Here is a 17,944-nt window from a genome sequence, read left to right as displayed (position 1 = left end):
GCTCAGGACATGCGAAAGGCTAACCTATCTCATTCGAATCGACAGATTGCCATTCCAAATAAGCTCCGTCGTATACTTTTACGTTTGGATACCCCAAACCTTTCAATGCCAAATAAATAACTCCGGCACGTACACTGGTTTCGCAATAAACAATAACCGTTTTATCTTTGGTAATCCCCTTCGATTCAAACATCGAAGTAAGTGCTTCGTTCGATTTTAGCAAACTTTTTCCATCAACCAGGGTTTCGTAGTTCACATTAACAGCGCTCGGAACGTGTCCCGGTCTTGCCAGTTCTGTTTCCGCAGTACCGGCATATTCTTCCGGTGTGCGCGCATCAACAATTACATATGATGGGTTGTTAACCGCCTTTTTTACCTCAGCCATAGTTGCCAGTTGGTTGGCGTCAACATTGAGGGTAAATGTGGTTTTGCTCCCTTTTGATGCTGTCCCGATTGGTCCGCGTGTTGCTTTCCACCCGGTAATGTTACCATCCAACATTTTTACATTTGGTGCTCCCAGATACTTTAACATCCAGTACATACGACCGGCATATTTTGTAGATCCCTCATCGTACACAACAATGGTCTTATCAGCTGATATACCATGGTTTCCAAGCTCTGCAGCCATTTCTTCCGGCGATTTGATAATATTACGGATAGGCTCATCGGTACAAAGTGTTCCGTGTGGTAAATCAATCGCACCACGAATAAACACTTTTTGATTTGCAGCAGCATTAACAATGATGTAATTCGGGTTTTTTAAATTCTGTTTAAGCTCATTTGCCGAGATCAAATCCTGTGCTGAAACAGCAGAAGCCAGCAACAGCACCAATCCTAAGAGAAATAATCTATTAAGTTTCATATCCTTTATCATTTAAAATTAGAATCTTACCTGTAGCTGAACCATAATCATATCGTTCGAAATTTCATTGGCCCATTCAGCTTTATATTCGTAGTTCACCTGTAAACGAGTCCACTCGTTAAAGAAATAGTTGAAACCTACGGTTGTAATATGTTCCATGTTGTTATTACCCAAACTCAAATCGCTGTTGTAATTCTCGTATTTAATAACAGGCTGGAAATTATAAGTCAGGTTGTAAAGGGCCATAATAGATAAACCTTCGCGTTCAACACTACCCTGAACCAATTCAGGATCGCCGCCACATCCGCCGCCTACCAGGTACGAACCTTTGTCTTCGGCCCAGATGTATTCTCCCTGCACAAGGAATCCATATTTTTCCACTTCAAACTCAGCGCCCCAGCGAGTTCTTTCATCGGGTTCTGTAACTGTTTCATCCTGGCTGGTAGCTTTACCAACACGGAAACTACCACCAACATGCATCCAGTCGAATGGTTGAACCAAAACTCTACCAACCACATCTTTGTATTTGTCGGCATCTTTAACCAAAAGTCCGGTACCGTTCATCAAGGCAACCGAATATTGAATTAAAGTAGTATCCGATCCACCAAGCACCATTAAGCCCATATCGCGATCGGGTGCAGTAAGTTCGTTTACAAATTTCGAGCGATTGATGGTATACAAAGAGTGACAAGGCGTACCCAGTTCTTGTCCGAATGGCGATTTAAAGGAACCCAAACTTACCTTTGCAAACGAAAAACGTTTGTAGGTAATAAATGCATCGAGCAAATATGCTTTTGGCCCGTCCTTTTTAAACGGACTGGTTTCTACCAAAACATAGTAACTAAAGTCGTACGGAATATTTCCCATAACACCAATACGTGAGCGGTTAAAACCAAAAGTGTTGGTATTATCACCTTCGGCAAAACCATAATCGTATTGCGCCTGCAGGTACCCGAAAACAGAAACACCTTCGTCTGAGGCTGGCTCGGAACATCCCTGCGCCTGTGCATTGTAAGCCAACAAGCAGGCTGCTGATAATATAAATAATAATTTGCGTAACATAATCTGTTCTTTTAGTTGATAATTAAGAGAGCGGACTGAAAAACCAGCTTCCCGCTCCAACACGTTTAGTTAGAAGATACTGTAGGAAGATCCTTAGGATTTGAATCAAATCCCCAGTGATTTGTTACGCCACCAGCTTCCCAGAATGAGTTGGTATGGCTTAAACCGTTCATACCGAAAAGAAGACTGTAAGCATCAAAACCAAGAACATTTAAGTAAGCGGTAATAACTGCTGAAGTTTGTCCGGTGTAGCAGTATGTAACTACTTTACCGTTTGGATCAAGTTTGCTGCAATCGTCGATTAATAATGGATTGATTCTTACAGCACCATTTACGTGTCCAAAACCGGTGTAATGGTCGGCCGAGAAATAGTTATTTACGTAGTAATTAGCTGGCGTTGCTAAAACGTCGGCACCTTTTACTGTTTTAAATCCTGCGGCAACAACTTCTTCTACTCTTTCGGCAAGAATATCAGCACCATTTGTTGATGTACTTGTCCATGTTGGAGCGTCAAAACTTCCGGCTGTAGCTTCGCTGCTTGTCCAGTTATTTGCATCATCCAAAGATTTACAGTTTGGAGTCCATTTGTCTAGATTCGTATTCCATCCACTCATTCCCCATTTTAAGGCCTGTGTATCTTCGTAACCGTAAAGGCGAAGTAATGAAGTAGCGTAGCAAGCAGTTTGCCCGGTGTAACATACTACCAAAATGGGTTTATCGGCAGTGGCTGCAGCGGTTAAAATATCGCCAAAAGCAACGTTATGTGCACCTTCAATATGTGCGGCAGCAAAATCAACGTCACCACGAATATCCATAATCCATTTTGATGAAAGATCGCCATCGGCAGGAGCAGCCATTACAAACTTCTGTCCGGCAGCATTAGTTAATATATGGTTTATATCCATATCAACCGATTTCAGATAAGTGGTCAGCGTTTCGTAAGCTACCGGTTCCGAACCTGAACAATCGCATTCTTCTTCTTCATATTTGCATCCGTTAAACGTGACTGAAGCAAACATTGCAAGTAATAACGTGTAAAAAAAGTACTTTTTCATTTTATAAAATTTTAGGTTATTTAAGTGATAGTATAAACCCGGATAATTCTTGCACTAAAGCAATATTGGCATCCCGGTTTTTACCTGATTATCTTGTCGTGTTTTGATTGAGGTTGTGTAACAAACACAACTCCCGGTTAATAAACTATGGCTGAATGTTGTTGAAAAGAATGTACGAACGGAGAATAGCAGATTATTCATCAGACTATTTAGTGCTTTACGTTTGGCTGTAACAACTTTACCGAGCCATATAACAAAGCCTAACATCAACGAAATGAATGCCTTTCTCATGTCCTTTTAAAATTTACTTTTGATGAATTAATCACCAATCCAAAAGTAACACAGCTACTTATACCAATTGGAAAACCGGCCTGTCACCGCCTCAAGACGGATTCATATTGTAGTCAGTAGAATATTTGATTTAGATCAAAAACATGATTGACGTACTGATTAAGTACTAACTTTTTAACTATATTAGCCCCCTTTATAACTTTGATAATTATGCCATTAAACAAACTGGAAAAATGTGTTGGATGTAAATGCATGTCAGCACCTTTTAAGAAACTTACGAACGAAGAATTGATTCAGATTAACCGAAACCGTGTTGAAGTAAATTTCAAAAAAGGAGAGATTATTGCAAAGCAAGGTGCTTTGGCTGCACACATCATTTACATTAAAAGTGGCCTGGTGAAAGTTTACCGCGAACATGCCAACGATGAGTTGATACTTTCGGTTGAGAACCAGGGCAAATTATTAGGTTTGCAGGCGCTCTATTCAAAAAATATCTATCCCTATTCTGTAAAAGCATATACCGATACCAGTGTTTGCCTTCACGATATAAGCACAATTGATTCATTTATTCACAATAATGCTGCATTCAGCGCAAGCATTTTGCATCATTTAAACGATGAGTCGTTGTTTTCATACAACCGAATGGCTTGCCTGACCCTGAAACAATTACACGGTCGTTTTGCCGACTTACTTTTGTGTTTCAGCCTTCGTTTGTTCAAGCGAAAAAAGTTCAGCGTTCCAATCAGTAAAAAAGACATGGCTGCTATTACCAACATGTCGCAGGAAAGTCTTTCGCGTGTGATTAAGGAATTTGTATCTGAAAAGATTATCGAGTTAAAAGGTAAAGAGATTACGATTCTTGATTTCGACCGGGTGCGCCATCTCAGCCAGGTAGGTTAACCTTTTTGTTTAATTTCCTCCAGCTTTTTTTCGTTTAAAATGGTAAGCACATTGTGTTCAAGTGCTATAATTCCCATTTCCTGGAATTCCTTTAATATCCGCGAAATACTTTCGCGCGAAGTGCCAATTAATGCAGCAATTTCAGTTTGTGTAAGGTTTAAGGCAAAAGTGTTCTCGCCATAAACTTCGTTGGCGAAATAACTTATGGTATTAGCCAATCTGCCGGGTAACTGTTGCTGCACGTTTTTCACCAATCGGTCGAAATAATTCATTTCGTCGTTCAAAACTGTTGATAATACCTTCAGAGCAAACTCGCCGTTTTGTTTTAACAGACTGGCAAAACAGTGCCTGTCGATAAAACACACTTCCGAGTTCGTTAATGTTATGGCCGAGAAATAATTGGTTTTTATGTTTTCATCCAGGTTCTGAATCCCAAGGTACGATCCCTGTTTTGAAACGCTAAGAATAAAGTCTTTACCGCCTGCACCTTTTTTCACCAGTTTTACAAATCCTTTCCGAATATAAATGATATGCTGAACCAGCCCACCCTCTTTAAAAATAAGTTCGCCTTTTTTGTACTCTGTTTTTGCACACCCTTCTTCAAGAGCACATAACTCGTTGTTATCCAGAACAGAAACAGCTCCCGATTTTAGACTACAATCAACACAGGTATTGGCAATTAAGTTCATCTGCAAACTTAAAATGTAATTAATATCACAATTATACGAGATTTATCTCACATTGTTTAATAAACCAATGTTCTTTATTGGTCGTATAATTGTAAAAACTTAATACGATGAATAAAATAGTAACATTAATCTGCTACAATTTAGGACTGTGGGGAATATTAGGATTTTTCGTCACCATAATCCTTGGCTTTATTTCATGCTGTGCCAATTTACCGGTTCAGGTATTTTATACCGGCCTGATTTCATTTGCAGCCATAGGATTAGCTGCCACCACATTTTGTGTTGTACGCGGATGTAAAAAAGTACGATAAGCACCCGGCCTGTACAACAAGCTATTTGTGTACCCTAGTTACTCATTAGTCGGATAGTTTATTGCCTTAAAACCTTTCCAGTTTCGGGTAAGCCTCGTGCCATGCTTTCCATCCTCCGTTAAGCGAATACACATGCTCGTAACCCAGCATATTTAGCGACTTTGCAGCTAGTGCCGATCGGCTGCCACTGCGGCAATACAAAATAATAGTATCTGTTTTTTTAGGTAGCGCGTTATGAAAACCTTCCCAAACCGTTTCCTTTTCTATGTGCGATTCCAACACACCGCGTTGCACGAGGTAAGCTCCCGGAATATGTCCGTCCCGGTATTCATCTTCTGTGCGCACATCGATTAAAATATAGCCGGGCTTTCGGCTCTTCAGTCCCTCCACATATTGTTCATGAAATCCTTCCGCATCAAGCTCATCTATTTCCTGTTTTACGGCAGCAACCAATTCTTTATATCCGCTGTAAACCTTATTTTCCTGAGCAGAAAGCACAGAAAACATCCCCATCATCAAAACGATGATAACCCCAAATTTCTTCATAATATCAAAGATTTTTTAAAACATTACCCGGTGAGAACAGGCACCAATCGCGCTCCTTTTAGGCAGAAACGCACAATAGTGTTTGCTCAAAAACAATTTCGGGGATTGAAGGTATAAAGAATTTCTGCCTTATTTTAAATTCCGAATCCTTAATTCGGTTTTGTTTTGATTTTTTAATAATTCAGCCAGCTCGTCGGTATTTGTTTCGCCGAAGTGATACGGATAAAGCACTTTGGGTTGAAACATTTTAGTGGCATCGGCCACCATTTTTGGGGTCATTGTATAAGGCAGGTTCATGGGCAGAAAAGCCACATCAATGTCTTTTAACGCGGCCATTTCCGGAATATTTTCGGTATCGCCGGCAACGTACACTTTCTTATCGCCAAAATGAAGCACATAACCATTTCCCACTCCTTTTGGGTGAAAAGGTTTCCCGGCTTCACGTTCATGTTTTATATTGTAAGCAGGTACGGCGTCCACTTTAACTCCGGCAAAAGTTCCCGATTCGCCATTACTAAGCACTTTGGTTCCGGTGTATTTTTCGTTGCAGGTTTTTGTGAGCACCACCTGGGTTCCCTCTTTCTTAACAGCATCAATTGCTTTGGCATCCAAATGGTCGCCATGCTCATGGGTTATCAGAATTACATCGGCTTTTGGCATTGTTGCATAATCGGCATACCACGACACCGGATCGATATGAATCACTTTCCCGTTAAATTGCATCATCAGTGTTCCGTGAGCAATAAATGTAATTTCCAGTTCCCCTTCTGAAGTAGCGAAAACATCCTTTTCAAATTGCTGAGCCTGCACAGAAACAACGAATAAAAATAGTGCTATAAATGTAACTATATTCTTCATAACCTTTGCTTTAAAATTTACCGTAAGATAGGTATAAAATCATTTTTTTGCATCTTCCTTTATATAAAACAGAACATATGTGTATGTTTCTGAGATCATTTAATTTGTACTTTCGGAACAAAATTCAAAAACTATCTAACATGAAAAGAATAACTCTACTGATTACTCTTGTTGCCCTTGTTTTCTCCCTTTCGGCCAGGGAATATTCGCTCGAATCTCCATCGGGGAAAATACAGGTTAAGGTGAATATTGACGAAACTGTTACCTACTCGGTGTTGCTAAACGGAACCCCAATTGTTGCGCCATCGCAAATTTCGATGGAATTGAATGATGGAACAGTTTGGGGAGTGGACGCCAAGGTACGTAAAACAAAAACCAACAGTGTATCGCAGGTGCTTACTCCGGTTGTGCAGCGAAAAAGCGCTACCATAAAAGACGAATACAAAGAACTGACTCTGACGTTTAAAGGTTATGCCTTGCAATTCAGGGCGTACGACGATGGCGCTGCTTACCGTTGGGTGTCGGACAAAGATGGCGAATACAAAGTAAAAAGCGAACTGGCTACTTTCGTTTTTCCGGCCGACAACAAACTGTGGTTTCCTGAAGAAGAAAGTATGATGACCCACCAGGAGCGTGAATACCTGCGCGAAACACTGTCGAATATCGGTAGCGACCGGTTTGCTTCGACCGGTTTATTGGTTGACTGCGGAAACGGTGTTAAAACCTACATTTCGGAATCGAACCTGATGGATTACCCGGGAATGTATTTACGTGGTTGCGATGATAACAAATATGCATTAATTGGGAAATACCCCGGAGTGGTACTGGAAACCGAGCAACTGCGCGACCGCGATGTAAAACCAACAAAATATGCCGATTATATTGCCGAATGCAGCGGACCGCGAGAATTCCCGTGGCGTGCTATCGTAATTACCGAAAACGACGGCCAGTTGATAGAAACAGAAATGATATACAAACTGGCTCCTGAGTGCAGATTGGAGAATACCGGCTGGATTAAACCCGGCAAAGTGGCATGGGACTGGTGGAATGCCAATAACATTTACGGTGTTGATTTTGTGGCCGGTGTAAATACCGAAACCTACAAATACTACATCGATTTTGCATCGGAATATGGTTTGGAATACATCATTCTGGACGAAGGCTGGTATGTGCTTTCCGATATTATGAAGCTGGAAAAAGACATCGACGTTAAAGAAATAATCGACTATGGAAAAGAAAAAAATGTTGACGTAATTCTTTGGGTAGTTTGGAAAGCTATGGACGACAAACTGGAGGAAGCACTCGATCAGTTTCAGGCGTGGGGCGCCAAAGGTATTAAAATGGACTTTATGCAACGCGACGACCAGTGGATGGTAAACTTTTACGAGAAAATTGCGCGCAAATGTGCTGAGCACAACTTGCTGGTTGATTTCCACGGAGCCTACAAACCAAGCGGTTTGGATCGTGCATACCCGAACGTAATTTCGTACGAGGGTGTTAAAGGTTTGGAAAATGCCAAATGGTCGAACTTACCCGATCCGGAGCACGATGTAACTTTGCCTTTTATTCGTATGGTTGCCGGTGCAATGGACTATACTCCGGGTGCGATGATCAACAAAACAAAGGAGAATTTCGCCCAGGTATTTACCGAACCAATGAGCCAGGGAACACGCTGTCACCAGTTGGCTTTGTACCCGGTTTTTGAAAGCCCGCTGCAAATGCTGGCCGATAATCCATCCAACTATTACCGCGAGCCGGAATGTATGGAATTCCTTGCGGCAGTTCCATCGGTTTGGGACGATACCCAAGTGCTGGAAGCCAAAGTGAGTGACTATGTTGCCGTTGCTCGCCGCTCGGGCGACAAATGGTTTGTGGGTGCTCTGACCGACTGGAATCCGCGTGAGATGGAATTAAAACTCGATTTCCTTGGCGACGGAACGTACACAATGAAAGTGTGGAAAGACGGACTGAACGCTGATAAACATGCTGCCGACTTTGCGCAGGAAACGGTGGAAGTTACATCAGAATCAACAGTAAACGTTAAAATGGCTCCCGGTGGTGGCTGGGTGGCTATCATTGAGAAAAAATAGCTACGAGTAGCGAGACACGAGTTTCGAGTATACAAAGATGCCATCCCTGTTTGAGGTTTCTCAGAGAGATGGCATCCTTTTTTCATTTCTGAAATGCCTTGTCAGCCACAGCGAAAAATACTTTACAAGGCTGCCAAACGATATCCGGAGCGCCGGATTTTACATTACACCATTGTAACAACTCTTCGTCATTCTCGGAAATAACATTTCATTTGTGTAATACAATTTCCGCCTTAGCTGAAAACACATTACACGCGTGTAAAATGATTTCCGCACTTGCTGAAAATACATTTCAAGTGTGAAAAATGATTTCCGTAGCAACTGAAGAGATCTTTCTTGTGTGTGGGAACATAACAGAGCCAACCGACAATACTTTTCTTAACTGCAGAATTTAAACCAACACTTTAATTGTTTTAAAGAAAAGCAGCGGGCGACTATTAAATGATAGTCGCCCGTTTAGTTATTTTGTGTGATTAATAAGCTTATTATTTACTTTTCTTGAAGCATGAATTTTACCTTCAAAACAATTGTTTTATCCTTAAACTCCGGGATATTCAGTTTTGGCAGTTGCAGAATTACCCTTTTGGCTTCAAGGTTGAATTTATCTTGTACGTCCAAAATGTTCGTATCATTCGCTTCATTTTGTTTATAAGCCACAACAGCCACCTCATCAACAGGTATTGCTCCTTTAACAACGTTTTCATCAGCAGCGATGATGCTTCCACTGCTATTCACTTTAACATAGATTTTGCTAACACCCGTAGCATTGGCTTCGACCAACTCCTTTGGATATTTTATCCTTTTTGCGATAAACTTTCGTAAATCCAGAACCGAGTTTATATCAGACAATTTGGTTCTAATAAGTATCACACCATCTTTCCCTTCTTCACCAAAAGTTTCAATAGCAGAAGCATCTTTCAGAACATCGATCGATTCAATATTACCAGGATCGATGTCATCCATTTCGCCGGTGTATTTTTCGCCGTCGAGAAAAATTAAGGGAGATTTACCATTAAGATCGGCCTCTCCTTTCAGTTTAATCGATATGGCGCCGTTTTTGGCTATCGGGCCAAATCGTTTGGTAGCATTTCCATCTTTTAGCACTTCCATTGATTCAATGGTTTTCGGATCGATATCATTAATGTCGCCATCGTAAGGAATACCTTCAACAAGTACCACAGCTTCATCCATTTTGGCTTTGGCAGCATCCTTTGTGGTTATTATGATTACACCGTTTTTACCTTTTTCGCCATATAAGATTTTAGCTTGTGCATCTTTTAAAACAGAGATAGATTCAATATTTTCCGGCTCAATTGATTCAATTTCAGCTGCCGGTTTGCCGTCCACAATGTACATTGGGGCATTCTCAGGATCGTTTGCAAAACCGTGAACCCGAATACTTTCAAGCGGGTCATTCGTTTTTTTCTGTGCTCCGTAGCCAATCACTTTCACCTCATCTTTTTTATCCTTGGCAGCGGCTTTTGTGGTTACAATGATCACCCCGTTTTTTCCTTTATCGCCATAGAGCGAAGTTGAACTCTGATCTTTCAAAACCGAGATTGATTCAATATTGGCGGGACTAAGGTAATCGAGAGATGCTTGTATTTTTCCATCCACAACGTATAGCGGTTGATTATCTTCCTGACCGTAGGTGGATATTTTGATTCCATTTGACGAAGACGGAGTTATGACAACATCGCCTCCATTTGCAGCTACAACTCCATTGATGCCACCGGATAATATCCATCCTGCTGATCCAGAATCTTTATTAGATTCCAGTTGGACATTAAGTTCCGATTTTCCATCGATGGCAACTTGCTTCTCAGCGTAACCAATCATTTTAAAAACCAGGGTATTGTTTTCGTCGGTTTCAATTTTGTAGATTCCTTTCACATCCGAAATAGTACCAATTTTGGTTCCTTTTACCAGCACAGCTACAGCGGGAATCCCGTCACCATCTTCGTTGGTAATTTTTCCTGAAACGGTATGCCCTGTTTTAACCACAACACCGTATGGTGATTGTTGCGACTCGATATCGTTTTTGGTCAGCACCACATTAATATGCTCTTTGTTGGCCGGAACTTTTCTGAACTCATAGCCCAACATATTAAAAATCAGCACTGCATCTTCGTTAGCTACATTGATTTCATAGTTCCCTGAGAAATCCGAAATAGTACCGGTTGCGGTTCCTTCAATTAACACGGCCACTGCTGAAAGAGGCTCACCTTTGTCATTGGTTATTTTTCCTGAAATGGTTAGTTCTTTCTCCGGGTCATTGTCAGTAAGAGCTATTCTCAGTTCATTTTTGTTGCCGTAATAAACAACATCATTTTTGACATAACCGGGTGCCGAAAAACTTAAAACCACCGGTTTTTCTATTCCGTTAAACGCAAGTTCGAAAGCTCCATTCTCATCTGCTACAAATTCTTCCAACGATTCGTTGTTAACGATTTTGGCATTCGGTATCACCTTACCCAATGCATTTTCTACTGAACCTTTTACGGTAAAGTTCCCGCTTCGTACAAGAACGAGAGGCCGGCCCAGCATTTTATCAAATTCGGGATCGGTGCCTACTTCATAATCGCTGGTTTGAATGCAGTAAACTCCATCCTCTTCCGGATTTTTATCAAATGTCATTGCATTGGCAACCACTTTGTCTTCCAGGCCAAGCGCTTTAATTATTTCGCCTCCATCAAATCCATTGGCAAAATCAAGTTTCATCAGTTCGGGATGATCGGCAGGAAGCTCAACACCATCAACAACTACTTTTAACTGGGCGTCATTGTGAAGCACTTCGGTTCTTATTTCTTTGTTCGACAAACCCATAATTAAAATGGCCAGCAGGGGGAGTACAACCAACTGTTTGAGCAGGCTGTACCGATTTTCTGTTTTCTTTTTCATCATGATAATACGGTTTTTTAATTGTGAGCCGTTAAGCGCAGTTAAAAAGGGAGCCACTCCTTTTTTATGCGCCAGTCCTACCATGGCCAATTGATAAGCTTCGGCATTATGATTTTGGGCTACCTGATGATCAGTCAGGTATTCCAGGTTATTTCGCATCGCATCGCGGGTTAACCAGGCAAAAGGGTTAAACCACTGAAAGAGAAACAGCAGCTCGGCAAAAAGAATATCGAGCGTATGACGTTCTCTTACGTGAATCATTTCGTGATCGACGATCATTTTCAGATTGGGATTTTTCAATGTTTTCTCCGACAGCACAATTCGCGAGAAGAAAGAGAAAGGATGAACATCCTTTATAGTCAGGTTAACTTGCGCACCAAACAATTCTTTCAGGCGGCTAAATCGGATGATGTGTATGGCTTTGAGGTGCCCGACGAGCAGGTTCAGGAGAAATACGATTATTCCGAGCGCATAAATCCCCAACAGGTAATGATACCATTCGAAGGTAAATTGCGGTTCGTTAACCACAGCGGCTTCGGGCAGGTAAGCAAAACTTTCTGATACAGCAACCGGAAGCGGCTTTATGTAATTCACTTTGGTAAAGGTAATGAGCGGAATAAGGAAACTAACCAGAAACGACACCGGCAAATAAATCCGGTTAAACAGAAAATGTTTCTGGTGTTGGAAAAGAGCCAGGTAAGCCAGGTAAAAAGCACCTAGCGCCAAAGCTGCCTTTCCGATATAGAGGATAAAATCTTCCATTACTTTTTGTTTTTTATAAGCTTAACCAGCTCGTCGATCTCGTCTTCCGACAGGTTTTTTTCTTTTACAAAAAAGGCCACAGCACTTTTGTACGAGTTATCGAAATAGTCGCTTACCACCTGGTTCATAAACGAGCGGCGGTACTCTTCTTTCGAAATGATTGGAAAATACTGGTAGGTGTTGCCGTATTGTGTAAAACCGATCACTCCTTTATCCTGCAACAAACGCACCAACGACGAAATGGTGTTGTAATGCGGTTTCGGATCGGGATACAACTCAACAATATCCTTTACAAATGCTTTTTCCAGTTTCCAGAGGATCTTCATTAACTCCTCTTCCTTTTTTGTTAGTTTTTTCATTTTTCCTTCTTTTCAAGTTTGTTGTCATTTCGCTCAACATGAAGGCAAACATACAACTGATTTTTCAGTTTCGCAACTGTTTTTTCAGTTATAAAACGAAATTATCAGTTATTTTTACACTGAACAACCTCAAAACCCGCATGGAATAAGTACTTATTAGCAGATAAAAAAAATGCCATTCTTTTAAAAAGAACGGCATTTCAACATATTGTCGTTGCGTATTATCGCTAAAATTCTCCGCCACCCATGTCCATTCCATCGCCGCCACCTTCGCCGCGACGTTCTTCTTTAAAGTTATTAATCTTGTAGCTTAATGTAAGCATTACTACACGTGGTTCGCGCTCAAAACGAAACCAGCTTTTAAAGTCGTCGCCATAACTTGTACGTTCGAAACGCCCGGTTCCCAGAGGATCGCGAACGCTAACCGTTGCCGAAAGTTTTTTATTCATAAACTCCTGGCGATACGAGACATTGGTGAAGAACATGGCACCACTTTCGCCCTGTGCCGATACTGATTTACCGCGGTAAAATGCATTTACCTGCAGACGCGAATTTTCAGCAAATTTAAACGTGGTATTCATTCGGCCACCCCAGTTTGTACTTTGCCGGTCGATGGATTCACCATTCAACTCACCGGTAATTTTATAATCGTAAACGTTCACACTGGTATTAACGGTTAACCATTTTTTGTAACTCAGGTTTCCGGTTACTTCAAGACCGGTGCTGTAGTCTTTATCAAAATTGTCGGTGTACATGTAAAAAATACCGTCTTCGCCCAATTCCTGTGTGCGGTCGATTTTATTGTTGGTTACCCTGCGAAACACATCGGCCGAAACAAACGAACGTGATTCACCAAAGCGTTTCATAAAACCAAGTTCGTACGAGTTGGTGTATTCAGGTTCCAAATCGGGATTACCAAAACGAATGGTATAACGGTTGTAATAATTCGGTGTAGGGTCAAGATCGCGACCACTTGGTCGGTTTATCCTTCGGCTGTAGCTGGCGGTAACATCAGCCGTTTGCGCTAAAGGATACGAAAAGTGTGCCGTTGGAAACAAATCGAAACGATTTAACGACGACACATTTTCAGCACTTGTATTTTTTATTTCGCGAACGGTCAACTCTCCACGCAAACCGGCCATGTATGCCAACTTGCCCACCTTGTTGCTGTAGGTAGAATAAGCTGCGTGTATATCGCGTTGAAAATCGGTAGCGCTCGAATATTTATCATTTATAATCCAGCTGTCGCTTGCCTGGTCGTAATCGCGAAATTCGAGTGTCTCGTTTTCGCTTTCCAGGCGCCCCTGGTAACCGGCCTCAAAACGGCCATCTTCGCTAAACGGATAGGTATAATCGAGTTTTAAACGAATGTCTTGCTCATCCTCGGTCTCCAGTGTCGACACATTCGACAAATATTCGTTGGTAGGATTCCAATTCCCGTCGGCAAGCAATTCAGCTTCTATTTCATTGTCGGTTCCGGTCTCGTCCGAATAGTAGGCCGTAGCCTCAATACGGTGTCCGTTATCATCGAATTTATGCTGAAAATTCATGTTCAGCGTATAAAAGTCGTTGTTACGTTCCGAAGTTTCATCGCTTATTGATAATATTTGTTCCGAGGCCGGTACCGTAAAATTTTCGGTTCGGCCGCCACCTTCGCTGCCACGTTTCGAGGTTCCTGTTTCGCCCGAAAGCGTTAAGGTAGTGTTGGTGCCCAGGTAAAAATCGGCACCACCCTTAAAACGGTGTCCGCCACGAATCCACTTGCGGTCGCCACCCATGTTCAAAAATTCAGTCGTATCGTTGTAATACGTTTCACGTTCCGAAGCCATTTCCCCATTGTTGATTTCATCGCTCCAGTCGGCACCAAAAAACAGGTTCAGTTTTTCAAAACGGTAGTTCAGCATAAAATCGCCACGGTATTTATCGCCCGTGCCAACGCTGGCGTTTACAATTCCGTTCAGTCCGTTCATCGAGTTCTTTTTCATAACCAGGTTAATGATACCTGCCGCACCATCGGGTTCGTATTTTGCCGATGGATTGGTAATGATTTCAATATTCTCGATTGCCGAAGAAGGAATCTGGCGCAGGGCGTCGCTACCACTTAAAACACTTGGGCGGCCATCTATTAAGACGGTAAAATTTCCCGAGCCGCGTAAGGATACATTACCTTCAATATCTACCTGAATGGAAGGTGTATTCTCCAAAACATCGACTGCTGTACCGCCAATTGCACTGATAACCTGGCTAACGTTAACCACTTTTTTATCGAGTTTGTATTCTACTGCAGCTTTGTCGGCTACCACATTTACTTCGCCAATGGCAACGGTTGAAGGAGCAAGATTGATCTCACCCAAATTGTATACACGGTTGCTGCGATCGATCTTAATATCTACCACATTTTCCTCATTAAAACCTATAAAATTGGCCACGAGGTAATAATCGCCATATTCTAAATTTGTAATTTCAAATACCCCTTTTTCGTTGGTAATACCGCCGGTTACAAGCGTTGAATCGGTCTCTTTATAAACGGCTATATTGGCAAATTCCATGGGAGTTTCCGAATCTTTCTCTACAATCGTTCCCACTATTTTACCTTTACCATCATCGTTTGGGTCATTCTCTTTTACAGGATCTTCAATTAATGCATAAGAATTCACCCCTATAAATAGAAGGGCGATTAAAATTACGTTCTTCAAGTACTTCATTACTGTTTAAATTGTTTCCTTTTGTTTGTTTTCACTATATTAAGACCGTTTATTCCGTTTTTAGTTTAATCCATGCGTGTTAATTAGTTGTTAACGTATCTCAACACTGCCAGGGTATTTACATAGTTTTGTTCTCTGTTGTTGGGGTGGTTTCTTAATTGCGCTATTCCGAAAAAGCCTACAACTGCAAAATGGATAGCCTCTAAAAAAAATGCCACCCCTCCGGATGGCATTCTACCAAAACTTAAAATCTATGGAAAAAGTGCCTTCTGCTACTTAATCCATAAGGATTGCAAAAATAATGTGAATCGAATCACATCAACTTCAGACAATAAATTGATGGTTGATTTTAATATATTTTAAGATTTAGTTTAACTTTCAGTATATATAAGGTTAAATTTCAGACTGTATTTTGCAACATATACTTTGTTATACTTATTCGTTCGTTTAACTTTGCTTTCATCAAGTCTTAAAAAACTACTTATCATGAACGAACAAGTAAATCACCCGCAAGTACCGCCACCTAATTACCTGGTATTTGCCATTCTTACCACACTGTTTTGCGGAAAAATATTTGGGATTGTAGCCATTGTTTTTGCCGCGCAGGTAAATTCGCACTGGAATGCCGGAAATTACGAGGCAGCCCTGTCGGCCAGTAGAAATGCCAAATTGTGGGCCTGGGTGTCGTTTGCAGCCGGTTTGGCCTGGGTAATTTTAGCAGTAATACTATCGATTTTTGGCGTACTTGCAGGAATTATGCAGGGGGCTTTTAATATGTAGTAAATGAAACGAACAATCAATAGCATACTGCTACTCTTAATTATTGGGGTAGCAGTTCTTTTTTTTGTACTCGACCCTGCCCAACACGAAATATTCCCGCAATGCCTCTTTCATTCATTAACCGGGGGCTATTGCCCGGGATGCGGCTCGCAACGCGCTTTACACAGTTTGTTGCATTTTGATTTTGCCGGTGTAGTGGGCTATAACTTTTTGTTTCTTCCGGCGGCGTTATTTATTTTGTATCACTACTTGTATCCTCTACTGAATAAAGCTTTTGGGTGGAAACTACCTAACTTGTTTTACAAAAAACAAACGCCCTTAATTGTTTTAGCGATAGTTATTCTGTTTTGGATTGCACGAAACCTGCCATGGTATCCGTTTAATGTGCTTGCACCTGTTGGTTAAATGGTGTATTCATATTTCCATTTTGCAAAAAAGTCGCATTTCTATCTTTGTTCGAAATTAAATTTCATCCGATTCTCCAGGTTTTTATGAAGCTGTTATATAAGCAAAATCATAAAACTTGCCTTTGCCCTATCGGGCGGATTTTACTATTTGGCTTAGCCCAAATAGTAAACACAAAACCCAAGACTGCGCCCACTTCACTCGGAAAAACTACGCGATGCCGGCTAAAATTCCTGAAACTCGTCGTACCTCCTCAAACAGCAGTAATTTTTTAACGCCGTCACCACTTGTTTTCCGGCTCACCGGCCGAGGTCGCAGCTTTGTAGTTGTGTCCCATTTGCACCAGCTTTTCATATAATCCGAATAGGCACAAAAAAACGGATGCGAAAACGCACCCGTTTATGTATTTAACTTGGTTAGGATCACTTCACGAATGAAGCGTCATTTAAATAATCGAAACATTTTTCAACACCTTCAAACTGTGTCATACTTCCGCCTCTGATTCCTTCCAGTTCCACATAAAAAGCTTCCAGTCCATTATCGTAAGCTTTGTTAAAGATGTTTTTAAAGTTCATCATTCCCGACTGGCCAAGAACCGAGCGGTCTTTAATATGCAGCACAGGGAACCTACCGGCATACTTTTCGAAGTACTCCAGCGGATCGTTTGCGCCCATAACCGTCCAGTAAACATCCATTTCGAAGAATACCAAATCCGGCTCGGTACCATTCAGGAACAGGTCGTAAATAACATCACCCACAGGCATCCACGGATTGCGTGGTTTATCCTTGTCTTCCGGTTTTACAACACGTCCGAATTCCATGCTATGGTTGTGGTAACCAAACTTAATTCCGGCTGATTTTGCAATTTCACCGGCCTTGTTAAACGATTCGCAAACCACTTTTACAGCGTCATGTGTTGGTACATTTGGCATCATTGGCTGAACCAACGTTTTCACCCCAAATTTCACATGATCTTCAACGGTTTGTTTCCAGAAATCGGCAATCTCACCCAGTTTATCTTTGGTGATATCGCGGGTAGGAGGATTTACGTGCGAGCTGGTAATTTTCAAACCTGCATCGTCGGCCAGTTTTTTGTATTCTTCAACCGAATATTCTCCCATTTTGCGATTGCCGTAACCAGCCAGTTCAATGGCGCTGTAGCCAATATCCTTTATTTTTTTCAAGCCATTCGGAACATCGGCAGTCAATTCCCTTCCCAGAGAATAAATTTGCAAACCAATTTCCTTTTTGCCCATGCCAACCATAGCGGCAGCACTTGCAGGCTTTATCGAGCCAGCTACCATACCTCCGGCGGTAAGCAGCCCCATTTTTTTCAAAAATTCTCTTTTATCCATTAGGTTTTTTGTT

At 41.5% G+C, this 17,944-nt stretch carries 15 protein-coding genes; 5 read left to right on the top strand and 10 right to left on the bottom strand.

All coding sequences use genetic code 11. The features are described from left to right. Positions 1 to 19: 19 nt before the first annotated feature. From LH29_RS02830 to LH29_RS02820, 3 genes are all read right to left on the bottom strand, one after another. On the bottom strand, positions 20 to 862 hold the full coding sequence (locus LH29_RS02830) for a sulfurtransferase (protein ID WP_198152330.1): 843 nt from the start codon (positions 860 to 862) through the stop codon (positions 20 to 22). A gap of 18 nt (positions 863 to 880) precedes the next feature. Then, positions 881 to 1,924 (bottom strand): porin, encoded by a 1,044-nt coding sequence (locus LH29_RS02825; protein WP_045026018.1) that lies wholly within the window; start codon positions 1,922 to 1,924, stop codon positions 881 to 883. A gap of 65 nt (positions 1,925 to 1,989) precedes the next feature. Continuing rightward, positions 1,990 to 2,979: a rhodanese-like domain-containing protein gene (locus LH29_RS02820; RefSeq protein WP_045026017.1), complete on the bottom strand. Its 990-nt coding sequence runs from the start codon at positions 2,977 to 2,979 to the stop codon at positions 1,990 to 1,992. Between the two features lie 501 nt (positions 2,980 to 3,480). Between LH29_RS02820 and LH29_RS02815 the strand changes: the two genes are divergently transcribed. Continuing rightward, positions 3,481 to 4,170 carry a Crp/Fnr family transcriptional regulator gene (locus tag LH29_RS02815; protein ID WP_045026016.1) on the top strand — a complete coding sequence of 230 codons (690 nt, stop codon included), beginning with the start codon at positions 3,481 to 3,483 and terminating at the stop codon, positions 4,168 to 4,170. Here LH29_RS02815 and LH29_RS02810 read toward each other — a convergent pair. Continuing rightward, positions 4,167 to 4,859, bottom strand: a complete 693-nt coding sequence (locus LH29_RS02810) for a Crp/Fnr family transcriptional regulator (RefSeq protein ID WP_045026015.1) — start codon at positions 4,857 to 4,859, stop codon at positions 4,167 to 4,169. The genes LH29_RS02815 and LH29_RS02810 overlap by 4 nt on opposite strands. A gap of 107 nt (positions 4,860 to 4,966) precedes the next feature. Here LH29_RS02810 and LH29_RS24510 point away from each other — a divergent pair, with 107 nt between their 5' ends. Next, positions 4,967 to 5,170: a hypothetical protein gene (locus LH29_RS24510; RefSeq protein ID WP_157493542.1), complete on the top strand. Its 204-nt coding sequence runs from the start codon at positions 4,967 to 4,969 to the stop codon at positions 5,168 to 5,170. 66 nt (positions 5,171 to 5,236) lie between these two features. On the opposite strand, the gene LH29_RS02805 is transcribed toward LH29_RS24510, so the two are convergent. Together LH29_RS02805 and LH29_RS02800 are read right to left on the bottom strand one after the other, a co-directional pair. After that, complete coding sequence (locus LH29_RS02805) at positions 5,237 to 5,716, bottom strand: rhodanese-like domain-containing protein (protein ID WP_052670561.1); 480 nt, start codon at positions 5,714 to 5,716, stop codon at positions 5,237 to 5,239. Positions 5,717 to 5,845: 129 nt separating this feature from the next. Next, positions 5,846 to 6,574: an MBL fold metallo-hydrolase gene (locus LH29_RS02800; RefSeq protein WP_052670560.1), complete on the bottom strand. Its 729-nt coding sequence runs from the start codon at positions 6,572 to 6,574 to the stop codon at positions 5,846 to 5,848. A gap of 140 nt (positions 6,575 to 6,714) precedes the next feature. Here LH29_RS02800 and LH29_RS02795 point away from each other — a divergent pair, with 140 nt between their 5' ends. Next, a complete protein-coding gene (locus LH29_RS02795; protein ID WP_045026014.1) occupies positions 6,715 to 8,664 on the top strand; it encodes a glycoside hydrolase family 97 protein in 1,950 nt (649 codons plus the stop codon). Between the two features lie 489 nt (positions 8,665 to 9,153). Here LH29_RS02795 and LH29_RS02790 read toward each other — a convergent pair whose 3' ends face one another. The 3 genes from LH29_RS02790 to LH29_RS02780 form a co-directional block, all read right to left on the bottom strand. Continuing rightward, positions 9,154 to 12,327, bottom strand: coding sequence for a carboxypeptidase-like regulatory domain-containing protein (locus LH29_RS02790; RefSeq protein WP_045026013.1), 3,174 nt, complete (start codon positions 12,325 to 12,327; stop codon positions 9,154 to 9,156). Then, the gene (locus tag LH29_RS02785; RefSeq protein ID WP_045026012.1) at positions 12,327 to 12,686 is read right to left on the bottom strand and encodes a BlaI/MecI/CopY family transcriptional regulator; all 360 of its coding nucleotides are present in this window, start codon (positions 12,684 to 12,686) and stop codon (positions 12,327 to 12,329) included. The genes LH29_RS02790 and LH29_RS02785 overlap by 1 nt, the downstream gene beginning before the upstream one ends. A 227-nt stretch (positions 12,687 to 12,913) precedes the next feature. Beyond that, on the bottom strand, positions 12,914 to 15,391 hold the full coding sequence (locus LH29_RS02780; RefSeq protein WP_082063391.1) for a TonB-dependent receptor domain-containing protein: 2,478 nt from the start codon (positions 15,389 to 15,391) through the stop codon (positions 12,914 to 12,916). 486 nt (positions 15,392 to 15,877) lie between these two features. On the opposite strand from LH29_RS02780, the gene LH29_RS02775 reads away from it, so the two are divergent. Then, positions 15,878 to 16,171 (top strand): CD225/dispanin family protein, encoded by a 294-nt coding sequence (locus LH29_RS02775; RefSeq protein ID WP_045026010.1) that lies wholly within the window; start codon positions 15,878 to 15,880, stop codon positions 16,169 to 16,171. A 3-nt stretch (positions 16,172 to 16,174) separates the two neighbouring features. Continuing rightward, positions 16,175 to 16,576 (top strand): DUF2752 domain-containing protein, encoded by a 402-nt coding sequence (locus LH29_RS02770; protein WP_045026009.1) that lies wholly within the window; start codon positions 16,175 to 16,177, stop codon positions 16,574 to 16,576. A 422-nt stretch (positions 16,577 to 16,998) separates the two neighbouring features. On the opposite strand, the gene LH29_RS02765 is transcribed toward LH29_RS02770, so the two are convergent. Further along, positions 16,999 to 17,931: a sugar phosphate isomerase/epimerase family protein gene (locus LH29_RS02765; RefSeq protein WP_045026008.1), complete on the bottom strand. Its 933-nt coding sequence runs from the start codon at positions 17,929 to 17,931 to the stop codon at positions 16,999 to 17,001. Positions 17,932 to 17,944 lie beyond the last annotated feature (13 nt).

The sequence above is a fragment of the Draconibacterium sediminis genome (genome assembly GCF_000949475.1).
In the GTDB taxonomy this organism is placed as follows: Bacteria; Bacteroidota; Bacteroidia; order Bacteroidales; family Prolixibacteraceae; genus Draconibacterium; species Draconibacterium sediminis.
This window is presented reverse-complemented; position numbering and strand designations above follow the sequence as displayed.